Source organism: Microbacterium sp. NPDC058021 (assembly GCF_042885955.1).
Classification (GTDB): domain Bacteria; phylum Actinomycetota; class Actinomycetes; order Actinomycetales; family Microbacteriaceae; genus Microbacterium.
The window spans coordinates 59,752-77,183 of sequence record NZ_JBHVRF010000008.1; the positions used below are offsets into that span (position 1 = coordinate 59,752).

The 17,432-nt window shown below is 64.8% G+C and carries 8 protein-coding genes; all 8 read left to right on the forward strand.

Features of this window, described 5'->3' with window-relative positions:
• Positions 1 to 29: 29 nt before the first annotated feature.
• The 8 genes from drmD to ACFVR6_RS16065 all read left to right on the forward strand — a co-directional run bounded on the left by drmD (position 30) and on the right by ACFVR6_RS16065 (position 16,966).
• Positions 30 to 3,230 (forward strand): DISARM system SNF2-like helicase DrmD, encoded by a 3,201-nt coding sequence (drmD, locus tag ACFVR6_RS16030; RefSeq protein WP_386964848.1) that lies wholly within the window; start codon positions 30 to 32, stop codon positions 3,228 to 3,230.
• The gene (locus tag ACFVR6_RS16035) at positions 3,220 to 7,218 is read left to right on the forward strand and encodes an Eco57I restriction-modification methylase domain-containing protein (protein WP_386964850.1); all 3,999 of its coding nucleotides are present in this window, start codon (positions 3,220 to 3,222) and stop codon (positions 7,216 to 7,218) included. Before drmD ends, ACFVR6_RS16035 begins: the two co-directional genes overlap by 11 nt.
• A complete protein-coding gene (gene drmA, locus ACFVR6_RS16040) occupies positions 7,218 to 10,916 on the forward strand; it encodes a DISARM system helicase DrmA (protein ID WP_386964852.1) in 3,699 nt (1,232 codons plus the stop codon). Before ACFVR6_RS16035 ends, drmA begins: the two co-directional genes overlap by 1 nt.
• On the forward strand, positions 10,913 to 12,994 hold the full coding sequence (gene drmB, locus ACFVR6_RS16045) for a DrmB family protein (protein ID WP_386964854.1): 2,082 nt from the start codon (positions 10,913 to 10,915) through the stop codon (positions 12,992 to 12,994). Before drmA ends, drmB begins: the two co-directional genes overlap by 4 nt.
• Positions 12,994 to 13,698, forward strand: a complete 705-nt coding sequence (gene drmC, locus ACFVR6_RS16050) for a DISARM system phospholipase D-like protein DrmC (RefSeq protein ID WP_386964856.1) — start codon at positions 12,994 to 12,996, stop codon at positions 13,696 to 13,698. Before drmB ends, drmC begins: the two co-directional genes overlap by 1 nt.
• Positions 13,699 to 13,705: 7 nt before the next feature.
• Positions 13,706 to 14,119 carry a very short patch repair endonuclease gene (locus tag ACFVR6_RS16055; protein ID WP_386964858.1) on the forward strand — a complete coding sequence of 138 codons (414 nt, stop codon included), beginning with the start codon at positions 13,706 to 13,708 and terminating at the stop codon, positions 14,117 to 14,119.
• Between the two features lie 768 nt (positions 14,120 to 14,887).
• Entirely contained in the window at positions 14,888 to 16,078 is a 1,191-nt protein-coding gene (locus ACFVR6_RS16060) for a DNA cytosine methyltransferase (RefSeq protein ID WP_386964860.1), read from the forward strand.
• Positions 16,079 to 16,114: 36 nt separating this feature from the next.
• Positions 16,115 to 16,966, forward strand: a complete 852-nt coding sequence (locus ACFVR6_RS16065; protein ID WP_386964862.1) for a hypothetical protein — start codon at positions 16,115 to 16,117, stop codon at positions 16,964 to 16,966.
• The last annotated feature ends 466 nt before the right edge of the window (positions 16,967 to 17,432 follow it).

A 17,432-nucleotide genomic window follows, 5' to 3' on the forward strand; every position in this document is an offset into this window, starting at 1 on the left:
GGCATCATGGGGAAACTAGGGGGCGCGAGATGACTTCGCGAGTGATCGAGAGTACGACCGGCACAACCGCGTTGCCGGAGATCGGCAACCTGGTGAACGTGCGCGGCGCACGCTGGTCGGTCACCGACGTGACCGCACAGTCGCTGCCTCGGAGCAGCGCGGACGACGGCCGAGCCGAGTTGCAGCACGCTGTCACGATGCAGTCGGTCGAGGAGGACTTCTACGGCCGCGAGCTCACCGTCATCTGGGAACTCGAGCCAGGCCGGAGCGTCATTCACGAACAGGGCCTGCCCGCAACCCTGCGTCCCGACCAGTTCGACGAACCTACGACGTTCGCCGCCTACGTCGATGCGCTCCGCTGGGGTGCGCTCACCAGCGCCGACCCCAAGACGCTGCAGGCTCCGTTCCGAAGCAGCGCATCCGTTGAGGCGTACCAGCTCGAACCGCTCCGCCGCGCGATCGACTCCCCCCGCGCCAACATGCTCCTCGCAGACGACGTCGGTCTCGGCAAGACGATCGAGGCCGGTCTCGTCATCCAGGAGCTGCTGCTGCGCCACCGCGCCCGCTCGGTGATCGTGGTCTGCCCAGCTGGGCTGGTGATCAAGTGGCAGGAAGAGCTGCGTGACAAGTTCGGCCTGGACTTCGAGATCGTCAACACCGACACGATGAAGACATTCCGCCGGACCTTCGGTGTGCACGCCAATCCGTTCCGGGTCTATCCGCGCGTGATCGTCTCGATGTCGTGGCTGCCCTCGCCCCGCGCGGAGCGCATGCTCGAAGAGGTGTATGCGAGCGTCAAGGACAAGCGCACCGCGGAGCGCCGCGCGTTCGACATCCTCATCGTCGACGAGGCGCACCACGTCGCCCCGGCCACTCCGAGCCGCGCGAACGCCGACAAGGCCCGCTATGCCGTCGACAGCCAGCGCACGATCGCGGTGCGACGCCTCGCGGAGCTCTGCGAGCACAGGCTCTTCCTAAGCGCCACGCCGCACAACGGCTACACCGAATCCTTCACGGCGCTCTTGGAGATGATCGATCCGCAGCGGTTCGCGCGCGGCGCGGATCTCGACGAGAAGGCCCTGCGCCAAGTCGCGGTACGGCGTTTGAAGCGAGATCTACCGGATGAAGGATTCCGTCTTCGCAAGGTGCGCCCTCTGTGGTTCGACCCGTCGGGCGACGAGGCCGAGGCATACGAAAAGCTCATCGCCTTCACGCGTCGTCGCAACGCCGCCGTGCAGCAGGGTCGGGGAAAGCGTGCGTCCGACCTCGCGACGGTGATCCTCAAGAAGCGGTTCTTCTCCTCGCCGGTCGCCTTCGCTGCGACCGCTGAGACATATCTGGAGGCGCGTGGCGACGAGGACGTGCAGCTTCCCGACTACGACGACATTCTGGGCGACGAGGCATCCGACGAGGAGGAAGGTCGCGCCGAGCAACCCGAGCTCGAAGCACTTCGAACCGCCAAGCGTGCCCAGGTGCCGCTCGGCGATGAGGACGTCTCGGACCTCCGCGATCTGATCGCTTGGGGGCGCCGCTATGACGGCCGTGCCGATTCGAAGCTGGAAGCCCTGCTGCGTCTCATCGAGGGTGAGTTGATCGTTCAAGGGCACGGCTGGGGCGAGGAACGCATCGTCATCTTCACGGAGTACGTCACCACCCTCGAGTGGCTGCGTGACGTGCTCGAATCGCGAGGCCTCGGCGGCGAGCGGCTAGCGATCATCGACGGTGCGACCGACGCCGAGACGCGCGAGGAGATCCGCGCCCGATTCAACGCGCCTCCTCGTGACGAACCGATTCGGATCCTGCTCGCAACGGATGCGGCCGGCGAAGGCATCGACCTGCAGACCTACTGTCATCGTCTGGTCAGCTTCGACATCCCGTTCAATCCGAACCGTCTCGAGCAGCGGATCGGCCGCATCGACCGTTACGGACAGAACGAGACTCCCCTCGTCTGGCACCCTCGCGCCGACAAGCAGAACACGTCGGACTACGCGAAGGACAACGACTTGCTCGCCCGGCTCGCGAGCAAGATCACGAACTCGGAGCACGACGGAATCTCAGCCAATGAGATCATCGCGCCCGACCTGCAGCGCGAACTCGGCTTCGGAGACGCCCCGGCGCGACAGAGCCAGACGGATGCCGGTGGCCAGGTGATCAATCGCGTGCTGCAGGCGGAGCACACTCTCGGCGCCAACCTGACCCGCCTCGCCGAGCGCCTCGAAGGCTCCCGCGATCGCATGCACCTGCACGACGGCAACCTTCTTCGTGTTCTCGAAGAGGGACTGCGAATCTCGGGCCAGCCCCGCCTCATCGAGGTCGACGATCCCCGTGAGGAAGCGCGCCTCTTCCAAGTGCCGCCCGGGGTGTCCCGAACGTGGGTTTCCGCGCTTGCGGGCCTCAACACGCGCCTCGCCCCCGATGTGCAGCGCCCGATTACATTCGACGAGCAGCGCGCACGGCACCGGACCGACGTCGTGTACGCGCATCTCGGCCACCCCCTCATCCAGCGCGCAGCTCGCGAACTACGGGGGCAGGTGTGGACACGCACCGATCACGTCCGGGGCGTGAGCGCAGTCATCGTCGACGGCCTGGATCAGTCCTTCGCAGCGGGGGTCGCCCGCCTCGTACTCGTCGGCGAGGGCGGCACGCGCTTGCACGAAGAGGTCTTCCTCGCCGGCACACGCCTCTCCCGCCGCCAGGAACTCGGCATGGAGAAAGCCGAGGACCTGCTGGCGTCCGCGCTGGATGGCACGCGTCTCACCCGCCCGAGCGAGCAGGTACTTGCGAAGCTGGCCTCCGACTGGAGTACCGACTCGGATACGGTCGACGGCATCCGAAGCCGCGTCAACGCCGCCGTCCAGCGCCGCGCGCAACGCCTCCGAGGCGCTGTCGAGTCCGACCTGCTGGAACGACGTGATGCTGAGCTCGCCACCGTCGAGGAGATCTTCGCCCGGTTCCGCAGCACGCTGGAGAGCACCCTGGCCGCAGCCGAGGAGGCACGCAGATCCGGCGAGGAGATGCTCTTCCAGTTACCCGAGGAGAAGCAGCAGCGCGACCGTGACCTCACCCGCATCCGGACGCGCCTGTCTCACCTCGATGACGAGCTGCACACAGAACGCGACGCCGTCGAACGCCGTTACCGCGACGTGCAAGCGCACACCTTCGTTGCCGCGCTCGTGTTCGCCCTGACCCCCGAAGACGCCGAGAAGCTGGAGTCCGCCGGTGCCCGTTGATGTGTGGGAGTGGTTGTCGCTGATCGACCACGACGGTCCCTTCCTTTCGAAAGCGGCATTGAAGTCGTTCTATCCCTCGGGGCTGCCGCGCCCCGCCGCAGACGCGAAAGCAGACGTCTTCGCCGAAGAGTTCGTGCGATGGTCGACAGCGTGGACCGCGCCGGCAGATGTGTACGGCACGGCACGCGACCGGTGGGTGACGGCCGTGTTGCGCCGCCTGCTCGATTGGTCCGACGACCTACAGCTGTCGCCCGCGGGCCTCGCCGCGCAGTCCCCCAATGGGGCCGTGACGGTAACACCATGGGCCGCGCTGACCGATTCGGGTGTCCCGTCCGCCCTCGTCACCGTTGTGGACCGCACCGACGATCTGCGTTCGGTGGGCACCGACGGATGGTCAGCTAACGCGATCGACCGGATGGCGGTGCTGCTGCGGGAGACCGGCGTGACGATCGGTATCGTCACCGACGGTCGATGGTGGGCGCTGGTTTCCGCGGCGAAGGATGTGACGACCGCGAGCGGCGTATGGGATGCGCTGCTGTGGCGTGAGGAGCGTCCCAGCCGCGATGCGTTCTTCGCTCTGGCCAGCTACACGTCGATCGCGGGTGGTGATGAGAAGAAGCGGCTTCCGCTGCTCTTCGAGAAGAGCGTCGCGAGCGCGGAGGAGATCACCGAGGCACTCGGCGACCAGGTACGTCGCGCCGTCGAGCTCGTCCTCCAGTCGATGTCCGACACGCACCTTCGGGCTCTCGCACAGGGCGAGCCCTCCCCGTTGCCGGAGGACCCGAAGGCTGTCTACGAAGGCGCGGTCACGGTGCTCATGCGCATCGTCTTCCTCCTCTTCGCGGAGGAGCGAGGGCTGCTTCCCGAGCATGACCTCTACCGTTCCTCTTATGCGATCGCGCGCCTGCGCGAGCAGTTGCAACAGGACGCGACCGCGACGTCGGTAGAGGCACTCGACCACTCGTGGGAGGCATGGCACCGCTTGCTCGCTGCGAGCAATGCAGTGTTCGGGGGGGCCTCCTTCCAGGACATGCGGATGCCCGCCTACGGCGGTTCCCTCTTCGATCCCGACCGTTTCCCCTGGCTGCATGCCACCGACGTTCAGGGCCGACTGCGGGTGCGACTCACCGACCGGGCGATGCTCGCGGTCCTCCGCGCCGTGCAGACGATCGAAGACGGTGCCATGCGACTGTCCTTCCGCGACCTCGACGTCGAGCAGATCGGCTACGTCTACGAGGGCTTGCTCGGTTACTCGGCTACCTACGTCTCCGAGGTCACGGTCGGCCTCCACGGTAAGGCAGGCTTCGAGCCCGAGATCGCCCTCACCGAGCTGGAATACATCGCCGATACCGCGTCTTCACCGTTCGACTTCGCCAAACGCCTCTTCGACCATCTGAAGAAGACTCAGGAGCACTCGAAGCCGCGCACCGTCAACCAGATCGCAAAGGCCTACGGGGCAAATGACCCCGCGGCGGCTGCCGACGCTCGCACGCGACTGCGTTATGCGCTCCTCGGTAACGACGAGGTCGCGGCCCGGCTGCAGCCCTTCTACGGACTCATCCGCGATGACCTACGCGGGATGCCTTACGTCGTCCCGGCGGATGGGCTTGTGATGACGGAATCTCCGCAGCGCGCGAATACGGGCACCCACTACACGCCCCGCTCACTCGCCGAGGAAGTCGTTCTCCACGCGCTCGAGCCACTGGTTTATAGCCCTGGCCCTCTCGATACTGAGAACCGCAACGAGTGGAAGCTCAAGTCCTCGGCGGAGATCCTCGATCTGAAGGTCGCCGACATCGCCGCGGGCTCTGGCGCGTTCCTCGTCGCCGCGGCCCGCTACCTCGCCGATCGACTCATCGAAGCACGCGCCAACGAAGGCCTCGATGTACGGGGCGAATCCGATCTGAAGCGGTGGGCGGTGCGTGAGATCGTGGCCCGCTGCCTCTATGGCGCTGACATCAACGGTATGGCCGTCGAGATGTGCAAACTCTCTCTCTGGCTCATCTCGATGGACCCGGGCAAGCCATTCTCTTTCGTTGACGACCGCGTCTTCCACGGCAACTCGCTGCTCGGCGTCACCACGGAGGAGCAGTTGAAAGCGCAGCACGTCTATCCCGAACGCCGTCGCGGCCGCGAGCAGCTGCTCTGGTTCGATGTCGAGAAAGACCTCGATGATGCCGCCCGAATCCGCCGCGAGCTTGCATCCGGGCAGGTGGACGATGCTGACCGCATGCGGTCCACCAACGCGAAGCGCGCACTCCTCGCCCAGGCGGAGCAGGTCACCTCAAAGCTCCGCGATGTCGCCGACGGCATAATCGCCGCTGGCCTTTTTGAGGGCGGCAAGCCCGGCAAGAAGCTCGACGATCGATACGACGACCTCGCCGACGCCCTCCGCGCCGCCCACCCCGCCGATGACACCGCGCCGGATCGCACCCAGCTTGATGCCATCATCGCCGCTGGCCTAACCCCTACGGTCGAGACGGGCGATTCCCGCTGGGAGCCGCTGCATTGGATTCTCAAAGTCCCCGATGTGATGCTCACCCACGGCGGTTTCGATGCCGTCATCGGGAATCCACCGTTCCTTGGCGGCAAGAAGCTTTCCGGCGCCATGGGCACAAACGTCCGAGAATGGCTCGCGAACGCCGTTTCTGAGGCCACACCGGGGAACGCCGACCTCATCGCGTTCTTCCTCCTCCGAAGCGCTCAGCTCGTGAGGAAGCAGGGAGTCCTTGCGCTGATCGCGACGAACACGGTCGCGCAGGGCGACACGCGGGAGGCCGGCCTGGATGCACTTGTCCGACGCGGCCTGACTATCGTCCGCGCGGTGCAAAGCCGCCGCTGGCCGTCTTCAGGCGCGAACCTTGAGTACGCAGCTATCTGGGCTACATTCGCCGCGCAATTGCAGAGCTGGGTGTTCGTTTGCGACGACCGAGTCGTGCCGAGCATTTCGACGCTGCTTGAGGCGACTGGAAGGGTCAAAGGCCTACCAACTCCGCTTCGCGCCAACTACCGCAAGTCCTTCCAAGGGTGCATCTTACTCGGGGCTGGCTTCGTATTGAGCGAGAGCGAGCGAAAGGACTTGGTCAGCGCCGACCCGAATTCTGCACCCGTAATTCGCCCACTTGCGAACGGTGAGGACCTAAACTCCCGACCCGACGCTAGCCCCTCCCGTTTCGCGATCGACTTCTTTGGGCTTTCCCTGGATGAGGCGCGGAGCTACCGAGCGGCTTTCGCCCGAGTCGCGAGCCTGGTACGCCCAGAACGACTCACGAGCAAACGTCCGATATATCGCGAACGCTGGTGGCTCTTTGCGGAGAACCAGACAGCGTTGCGCGAAAGACTCTCCGAATCGGATACAGCACTAGCGATTACACGGGTGAGCAAAAGCGTTATGCCACTATTGCTCCCGGCCGACGTCATCTTCAGCAATTCGATAGTCGTATTCACTGAGGGCAAAGAGGGGTTGCTGGCTGTTCTCAGTTCGAGTATTCACCAGGCCTGGGCGATTAAGTACTCGTCGACACTCGAGACTCGTGTCAGCTACTCGCCATCCGATGCATTTGAGACATTCCCGCAACCCCCGCTCGGCCCAAGGTTAGAGCGGATCGGGGCAATCTTGAGCTCAAAACGCTCCGAGATAATGCTCCGGCGACGATTGGGGCTCACCCAGCTATACAATCTGGTAAACTCCCCGACCGCTGTCGGTGATGACGATGTCGAGCTCATACGGTCGCTGCATGTGCAGGTCGACGAGTCGGTGCTGGCTGCCTACGGGTGGAACGACATCGCGCTCAATCACGGGTTTCACACTTATCGCCAGATGGAACGGTGGACTATCAGCCCTGACGCCCGGGTCGAGGTACTTGACCGCCTGCTCGAAGAGAACCATCAACGCGCAAAGCTCGAAACTGAGCTCGAGGGTGCGAAGAAGTCGAGGCACGGCACGGGCTTCGAGCAATCCGCGACACCTGAAGGAGCGATGTTCTGATGACTGGCGAAACTGCGAACACTTCAGCACACGTCCGGGAGGAACTGGTCCACCTCATCACGCGAGATCTCGTCGGTCCGTGGGCCGGACCGGACGAAACGATCGTGGGAACGCCCCGTGCGCGCTATCTCGCCGGTGCGCTCGCACCGATCTCGCTCCTCGACGCCGCCCCGAATGCGGCGACAACGCCCACCGACGCGAGCGGCGCCTCACTCTCCGACGTTCGCGCAGATGAGTCGCTTGCCGTCACCGACCTCAGCGGCGCCCATGACGTACAGGGCGTGCCTGCCGACGAAGAGGACGCGATCGCCGAGGCCTCCCCGAGCGAACCCGACGAGGACCGCGGCCCCGAATCGAAGATCATCGCCCCGTCGTCCATGGGACTGCGGTTCCAGGTGCCGGCGGACACCGGGGTGCTTCGCTTCACCGCCCGCTGGGGCAAGTATTCGGCGCGGCGTGAGGCTGATGAGCAAGGCAAGATCCAGACCTACTACGACCGCACGCCCTTCGAAGAAGTCGCCGATCTCGACATCTCAGCGATCCTGAACGGCAGCTCCTCGCGCACGGCGCTTCCCGGCGACGTCGACATCAGCGTGGAAGTTTTCGATGTCGAGGGACGGCGCGTCGTCGAGGCTGCTCTTCTCAATACCGCGGTAACCGGGCGGGAGCTGCCTCCCAAACTCTGGATGTTCCAAGCCGAGCTCGAGGTCACAACGCCGAGCGGAAACGCGATCTTCCTGCCCGCGCGTGATGCGATGGTCGCCGATCGCGGTTCCCGAGACCCGGAAGTGCGCCGTCTCGATCTTCTCTATCGCGATCGCCTCGAATTCGCTGTCGGCCGCACAGCCTCTGTGGAATGGGATCTCTCGCCAGCCGATCCTCGCCGGGCGACGGCGGTCAGGACGACATGGCTGCCGACAGCGGAGGTGCCGCAGACGCAGGCTCCCACTGTCGCGGGGGCCGTGCTCAGCATGAGCGCGCTCATGGAGGCATCATCCGAGGAGCTCGAAGCAGGTCTCAGCCCGCTCATCGATGGCTACTCGGCCTGGCTGCAACTGCGCGCGGAAGAAACCGCGGCGCTTCCGGAGTGGCTACGGGAACAGGGCCGCATCGGACTCGAAGACGGCGCTGAAGCCCTCAAGCGCCTGCGTGACGGGCTTGAGCTCCTCGTCTCCAACGAGCAAGCCCAGCGCGCATTCTGGTTCATGAACCGCACGATGCGCGATCAGCGTCTGCGGTCACAGGTCGCCGCGCTACGTATCGAGCAGAAGGAACTGCCGATCGCCGACGCCGTTGCCGCGGTCGACAGACGCGGTGAGAAGGCGGCGTCGTGGCGTGCGTTCCAGCTCGCATTCATCCTCATGCAGCTCCCTTCGGTCGTCGACCCCACGCACGTGCGCCGCTCGACGGACTACGCACGCGCCGAGCTGCTGTTCTTCCCGACCGGTGGCGGTAAGACCGAGGCCTACCTCGGCCTCGCGGCATTCACATTCGGTATCCGCCGTCTGCAAGGCAAGGTCGAGACGCCCGAGGGACTACTCGACGGTGGCGACGGCGTCGCCGTGCTCATGCGATACACGCTGCGCTTGCTCACGTCGCAGCAGTTCCTGCGCGCGACAACACTTATGTGCGCAGCCGAGGTCGTCCGCCGAGAAGACCCGGCGACCTGGGGCTCAGTACCCTTCACCATCGGCCTCTGGGTCGGCTCGAGCGTCAGCCCGAAGCGCTACTCCGAAGCGGCGGAGCAGGTGAAGGACGTGCGCGAGAGAGAAGGTAACTCCGCGTACGGGCTGACGGTTCTGCAGTTCGACCATTGCCCCTGGTGCGGGACGGCGATCAACCCGAAATCGAACGTCGAAGCCGACGATGTCGAGAAGCGTATCCGCGTCTACTGCGGTGACCGTCGGGCTCGATGCCCCTTCGCCGCCGGCGGGTCCGCGGAGGTCGGGCTCCCCGTGCTCACCGTGGACGACGAGATCTACCGGCATCCGCCCACCTTCCTTCTGGCGACCGTCGACAAGTTCGCTCGTCTCGCCCGCGAGGGTGAAGCCGCGAGCCTGTTCGGCTACGTAGCCAAGAAGTGTCCGCGACACGGCTACAAGCACCTGGACACCGACGCCAGTGTCTGCGGTGCCGACACCCACAACCCGAAAACCGCTAACGGACGCGTCTACCCCGCCACCCAGGTCACGGCAGTCGACCGGCTGCGCCCGCCCGACCTGATCATCCAGGACGAGCTTCACCTCATCACTGGGGCTCTGGGCACCGCCGTGGGTCTTTTCGAGGGGGCGATCGACGTCCTCTCCAGCTGGGAGCTCGGAGCTTCGGGGACCGCGAAGCCGGTGAAGCCGCTCGTGATCGCGTCGACCGCGACCGTTCGAAAGGCTGCCGAGCAGGTTCAGCGGTTGTATGCCCGCGACGTGGAGGTCTTCCCACCGCAGGTACTCAGCGTGAGCGACACGTTCTTCTCGAAGGAGGTGTCGCTCGACGAGGCTCCGGGGCGTCGCTACCTCGGTGTGTGCCTCCACGGCGCACGTCTGACGCTCGCCGAGATCCGCCTCAGCGAGATCCTCCTGCTCGCTGGTCAGAAGCTGTTCGACGAGCACGGCGCTGCCGCAGAGCCCTATCTCACACTCGTGGACTACTTCTCCGCCACGCGGGAGCTGGCCGGCATGCGCCGGTACCTCGAGGACGATGTGACGACGCGCGTGAGCAGCCCGGATAAGTCGACCGGCTATCCCAGACGGCGCACGCCGCTCAAGCTCGGAGAGCTGACATCCCGCATCTCGTCCTCCGAGATCGGGAAGACACTGACTCATCTCGCTTCGCCGTTCGACCCCGCCGTTGACACGACGACAGGGCGGGCGGCTATCGCGGCCAAGCTGAAGGCCGGCGAAGAGCTCGCCCCCCGCGAACTGCCGTACGACGTTGTCCTTGCCACGTCGATGCTCCAAGTTGGCGTTGACGTCCCTCGCCTCGGGCTGATGATGATCGTGGGACAGCCGAAGAACACGGCGGAGTACATCCAGGCCTCCTCCCGTGTCGGTAGAGACGGAGCGAAGCCGGGGCTCGTGGTGACGCTCGCGAATCGTGCCCGGCCGCGTGACATGGCTCACTATGAGCAGTTCGAGCACTATCACGACACCTTCTACGCGAATGTCGAGGCACTCTCCGTCACCCCGTTCTCGGAGGCAGCGCTCGAACGCGGGCTGACCGGGCTCATCGTCTCAGCGGCGCGCGTGATTGATGCCACGGTAGCGCCCGGCGAGTCTCTCTCGGCGGAGTCCAACGCTGGAGCGGGCCGGATCACTATCCGTCGCGCGACCGTCGACGCCCTCGTAGACAAGCTGGTTGCGCGTGTCGACCTCGCCGCCGACGCCGGAGCGGCGTCGAGCATGAAGAGCAAGATCGTGTTGCGGCTCGACAAGTGGTCGGATCGTGCGACGGCGACGTCCGGCGCGCTCACATACGCGAAAAAGTCACTCCCGAAGCAGATCGTCGAACCGCTGCTGGTCAGTCCGGAGGACTCGATCGGCGAGGAAGGTGACCGACTCTTCCAGGTCGCGAACTCGATGCGTGAAGTCCAACCCGAGATCGACCTGCTCGTCTCGCCCTTCCCCGGCAAACTGGCTGAGCCCAACACCGCGACGACGCCGAAGTGGGCCTTTACCGTCAAGGCGAAGAAGGATGCCAAGTGACCGAGGAGAACGTGACCGTTGGGCAGACACCCGCCGGCGATGAGCAGAACGTCGTCGGTGTCCCTGGGGACGTCGCCGACCCCTACGCAGGATCGGGAGAACCGAAGAACCGAGCCCGCATCGGCTCGATCCGCCCGAACGCGATGCTCTACACCTCGGGCATCGGCGCCACCGTCGATCTGCCGCAGATCGCGGTGATGCCGCAAGGCATCGATGCGTGGGATAAGGCGTACGCGAGGATGGGTGGGGATCCTCCACTCGTGCTGGTCCCCCGCCTCATCGAGGCGGTGCGCCGTCAGCTCGGCCACCAGGTCGGCGAGCTGCGCCAACCGCCGTGGCTGCCCGACGATCTCGGCGGTGACACGACGCCGATCGGCATCCCCACCCGGATCTTCCCGCAATGGCTGCGGTGTACGGGGTGCGACCTTCTCGCTCCGGTGTCGGCTGCGAGCACCTTCGAATTCGAGAACACGCGCAAGCATCGGCCCGATCTAGCGCGTTTCGTTCACAAGGCCTGCAAAGGCCGTTTCGGGGGGAAGGCGAGGCCCCGCACTGCGGTTCCCGCGCGCTATCTCATCGCTTGCACCAACGGGCACCTCGATGAGTTCCCCTATGTCGACTGGGTGCACGGTGCCGACGGCCACCGCACCGAATGCGTCGCGCAGCCGAAGATGCGCATGCTCGAGTGGCGCTCGAACCTCGGCCCGCAGGTGTCGATCAAGTGCGTCGTGTGCGGGTCCTCCCGCAATATCGCTGAGCTGACCCGTGCGGGAGGCGAGGACTCCCTCCCGAACTGCCGCGGGCGGCATCCGCATCTTCCGTCGTACGCATCCGCGGACGACCCTTGCCAGGGCGAAGTCCGACTCATGCTGCTCGGCGCGGCGAACCAGTGGTTCCCCGCTACGATCAGCGTGCTCGTTCTGCCTTCACGCACAGTTCCGCAACCTGCCGACACCGTGACGGAGGTTCTCGGCCTCCCGCCCGCGCAGGTGGCGAAGCTGACTTCCCTCGAGACGGTGGCGGCCTGGCGTGCTTTCGCACCTGAAAATCTCACCGAACGCTTCGTTGGGATCTCGGACGAAGGCCTCTGGACGGCGATCCAGATCGCGCGAGGCGACCTTCCGCCACTCGCGGCGTCGGCAGCCGGGCCGATCGGGCACGACCCGAACTACTTGCTCGCCCCCGAATGGGAGACGTTGACCCATCCGGAGGAGTTCCTCACCGAGGACCGCCGAAACGGGTTCAAGGTGCACCCCGTTCCTGTTGCGGCAACGCTGGAAACCGCGATCAGCGATGTCGTAGCGGTCGACCGCATCCGGAAGGCGAATGCCTTCATCGGGTTCACCCGGATCGACGCGCTCGACCGTGTGGGCGACGACGCGACGCGTATCGCGCCCATCTCACTCTCCGGTAAGCCGAAGTGGGTACCCGCCACCGAGGACCGCGGCGAGGGCGTTTTCCTCCGTTTCGAAGAGTCCGTCGTCGAGACGTGGGAGTCGGGGGTCCTCGATAGCGCCGTGTGGGCCGAGCATTGCGCGGCGCACGAGCGGAATCTCGGCCGCCGCCAGAGCACTACCGCTGCCCCAGTCAGCGCCGACGATCGCATGCCACCACCGCGCTACTGGGCGCTTCACACCGTGTCGCACCTGTTGATCCGCGAAATGGCGATGTCGAGCGGGTACGGGTCGGCATCGCTATCGGAGCGCATCTATGCGTGGCGGGCATCAGAGGATCAAGACGCTGCTGCCGGCATTCTCATCACGACGACGTCGCCCGACAGCGAGGGCACGCTCGGCGGTCTCGTGGATCTGGCTCGCACCGACCGTCTCGAATCGGTGATGCAAGAAGCTCTGCACCGTGCGCAGCGTTGCTCATCCGATCCGATCTGCGCGCACCGCGTACCGAAGAATCAGGAAGATTTCCTCCACGGTGCCGCGTGCCACTTCTGCGCCTTCCTATCGGAGACGTCGTGCGAGCGCGCGAATCGTTTCCTCGACCGGCGGTTCGTTCTCGATCTGCACGCCGGGTCGCTCGATGTGAAGCCGCTGCTCGCGGGGATCTCGGCGAGCTTCGCCTAATGGCTGACCCGTTCGTCGTGCTTGCTTCCATGCTGGCCCCCGCGGCGGCGCTGAGAGTCGCGTCGAGCTTGGATATCGACGGCCGACTGTCTAAGGCCCTCGAAAAGGTGCCGCCCGGTTCCGCGGCGGCTGCACCGCTCGAGGATGCGTACAAGGCGGTTGGCGGCACGGCGCTCGCCGCAGTCCTGCGCGGCTTCGCGGCCGCCGCCGAGACGAGCGCGGCCGACATACGGGCGGTGTGGAGCGGCCCAACCTTCGATGGCGATGGCGATCACACGACGTCGGCGATCGCGCACCTGATCGACGGGGCCAAAGAGGACGTCTTCGCTTCGACGTATTCGGCCACGCCAGACTCGGAGTTCGTGAAGGCGCTGTGGAAGGCGATCGCGCGCGGAGTTCGCACCACCCTGCTCGTCGACTCGACTGTCAATAACGGCCAGACAGCATCGATGCTTCGCACCAAACTAACCGGTGCACGATTCTGGACGTACAGGGCACCCGACGGGCAATACGCTCTGCAACACTCCAAGGTGCTGATCGTGGACTCGCGCAGCGCATTCGTCACCAGCGCGAACCTCTCAACAGCGGGCGCTGAAAGGAATCTCGAGGCGGGCGTTGTCGTCCACGACGTCGCGTTCGCGTCGGGTATGAGACAGCGATTCGCGAAGCTCTGGGAGCACGGAGCTATCACCGATCTGGGTTGAGGGGCTGATGGCCGACTCCTGGGCCTCATCTGAAGGCACGAGAAAATCGATGCTCGCGAACAAACGTCGCGACACATCGACGGAGATCGCCGTGCGCCGGGAGCTGCACGCGCGCGGTCTGCGGTATCGCGTCGATTTCGCACCCCTCCCAGGACTGCGACGCCGCGCAGACGTCGTCTTCACCCGCGCGCGTGTCGCGGTATTCATCGATGGCTGCTTCTGGCACGGCTGCCCTATTCACGGGACAGCACCTAAGCGGAACGCCGACTATTGGGGTCCGAAGCTCGCGGCGAACGTCGCACGTGACCAGGACACCGATCGGCGACTAGCGGACGCGGGTTGGCGGGTCTTGCGGTTCTGGGAGCACGAGGCCCCATCCGCCGTCGCGGATCGCGCTGAGCACGCGGTGAGAAGGCGGTAAGTACGCGGTGAGGGCGAGAATATCTGTTGGGCAAGAGCTCACGTTCGAAACAACGTCTTCCGATGGTTGAACGCTTATATCCCTGAAGGTCCTTGATTCGTGACATACCACGGGTGATCGACGAGTCAAGTTGAGCAATAGGCGACTGTCGTGCACGTCCTCGAAGCATCGGTCCGCGGTGTTTAGGATACCGGGGAGCTGCCTGCCGCCGCTGCCGGCGGCACTTACGGGCTTCACCCCTTGAGTCCGCAGAAAACAAACGGGCCGCACCAACCAGTCGGGTGGGCGGGAGCACCCGCTCACCCCCTCCGTGGAGATCATCGCGCTGCGCACGTGGCTGGCCGCCGAGTTCCCGGATGCGGTGCCCGTCACGGTCGTCTTGCCCGCGCTTGGCGCCATAGGCTCCCGAGATCCCGACCCGCCTCTGCACGCAGTACCCGGAGATCCGGAAGTGCTCCGCGACTGCACGAACGACGACACCCGCCCGACATAGATTACGACGAGGTCGTCCAGGGTTAACCGGGCACCGCCTTCGGTGCGAGGGCACCTTCCGGGCGGTGACGAACTACCACAGTTCACGGGTTCCCAAACCTCTGCAGCCCCCGAGCGTCTCTCGCCTCGACATCTACCCCACGCTCTCTGGGTATCTGGGTGCTGGTGCAGCGCCAATGTCCGGGGCCGCGCGTAAGTTTGGGTTCGGCGTAGCGCCCAGGCCACCCGTGTCGGCCGGGTTACGATCGCTATACAGCCCACGAACCGGAGCGCATTTTGTCAAACCCCACTTTTCGCGTAGCTTCCCTGTTCGCCGGCATCGGCGGTATCGAGTTGGGGTTTGAACGCGCACTGGGCCACGACGTCGAGACAGTGATGTTCTGCGAGTGGTGGACGCCCGCGCAGCAGGTGCTGCGGGCCCGCTTCCCCGGCATCGACATCCATCCCGATGTGCGTGAGCTGACGTCGCTACCCGGCTCAGTAAATCTTGTGACGTCGGGCTTCCCATGCACAGATCTGTCGCAGGCGGGCCGTATGGCTGGGATCAAGGGCGCGAATTCGGGACTAGTTAGGCACATGTTCGAGGCGATCCGGCTCGGCGCTCAGACCGGCGGCCTACCGACGCTCGTTATCGAAAATGTGCCAAACATGCTTTCACTAGACCGAGGGCGCGCGATGGCGTACCTGGTCGAGGAGATCGAAGCACTCGGTTACAGGTGGGCTTACCGCGTTGTCGACTCCCGCTTCACTGGGGTGCCGCAGCGTCGACGCCGGGTCATACTGGTGGCTTCAGCGGACCTCGATCCGCGCGAAGTACTGTTCGCGGATGACCAGGGAGCCCGTGCAGCGCACGAGTTTGCCGAGGATGCGTACGGGTTCTACTGGACAGAGGGTCGAGGCGGCCTGGGATGGGCTCAGGACGCAGTCCCGACACTCAAGGGCGGTTCCACTATCGGCATCCCTTCGCCTCCGGCAATCTGGGTACCAGCGGGTGAGCGAGGGCGGCGGCTATTGAAACCGACAGTCGAGGACGCGGAAGCGATGCAGGGGTTCGATCGAGGGTGGACAGCCGTCGATGGCCTCAATGCCCGCAAGAACGGGCCGCGGTGGAGACTGGTTGGCAACGCGGTGACCGTTGGCGTAGCGCAGTGGCTCGCTGGACGGCTCGCTGATCCCGGAGCGGTTACACACGGCTACAAGCCCTGGGCCCCCGCCGACCGTGGATGGCCAACGGCAGCATGGGGTGGAAACGGCACAGTCTGGTCGGTCCCCGAGCTCTCTGAGTTTCCGATCAACCTTGCATACCAGCATCTCCAGGATGTCGTCTCAATAGCGGACGCTGAGGCGTTGTCTTTGCGTGCCTCAACTGGCTTCATGAATCGCCTCCAGCGGGGAAACCTCGGGCGGCACCCTGGGTTCCGAGAGGACGTCGCCGACCACATTCTCGCCGTAGCCGAAGTCGGATAGGTTCCCTCCGTGTCTCCTTCCGACTAGGTTGAAAGCGTGCACGGACCTCAGATACTCTCCCGATTCATCCAACAGCAGGCTATTCGCGATGGCTATGGCAATTTGTGGCAGTACAACTCGCAGTCCGATCGTCACTCTGAAGCCGCATGCTGGGGTGTCGCTTTCGATCTTTTGCGGCAATCCGCCACCCTCCGCAGGCACGCGAATGAAGGGAAAGTTGTCATCGGTGTCAACCACCCGATGACGGATTACCGAACCGGACGAGAGAAGTTTCTCGACCTTGTAATTGCGCGGCCGGCGACCTCGGCAGGTCGGTCTGGCGACTCTTTCAAGCACTTAGCGCGGAAATACGGTTTACCGCTCAACGCCCACGAAACCAATGAGCTCGCTTCGCTCCCTGACATCGAGTTCGGCACGGTGGGATCCGTCCACGTGGCGCTTGAGGCGAAAGCGGTGATGACCAAGCACGTAAGTTCTCTCCCACGCTTGCATGATGAGCTTGCGGCATCCGAGCAGGCCGTACACGGAGCCTCAGACTCCGCCTTGGCTATTGCGTACGTGCAGATCAACGCGTCAGATCGCTTCGCCCCGTCACCGAGCAACCGGTTCACAATCGGACCGGCGAATCCCGTGGTCGTCCGCACGAACGCGCAGCCAAATAGCGTCCTGCGTACCCTGGACAAGCTTGCGCAACTGAAACGCCGCAGCACGGTTCATGAGTCCGGCTTCGACGGAGTTGGGGTAACCGTGCTTGACTTCGAAAACCTGGGCGGCGATGTTCGCGTGGTGACGGGATCGCCTGCTCCCGCTGGAGGCAGCTCATTCGACTACGAAACAATGATTGTGCGAATGGCTGGTCAGTACGATTCACGATTCGCGGGGGTCTGAGCCGAAGCGTTCCCTACCGGCGCCCATCGCTGGTGTGCAGGCCAGGCCGCCGTTGCGAATCGGAGAACAGAACGCATCACGGACGGTCCAAGCAGGAGCGGTCGCCTGCCGTGCCGCGGTCCACCGGCTGCCACCAGCCACAACGTCGCCACAACCTTCCGCTCCCGCGTCGACGGCCGTGGGGGCCCGATTCGACTCCCGGACGCCGGCATGTCTACACCGCCCGGGATAGCAACTCCCGCAGCCGTTCATCCACCTCGACACCGGCGAGATCCTCAGCGAACACCACATCGACCTACCCGCAGCTTCTGGCGAAACGAACTCAACCACCCGGAAGATGGCCTCAGAAATGACAGATGTCCCGGGACATATGAATCGGCCTGGGTTTCGTTCCGTTCTTCAAGCAAGGATGGAAGACGATGAACAGGAAGTACTCGCCGGAGATGCGTGAGCGGGCGCTGCGGAT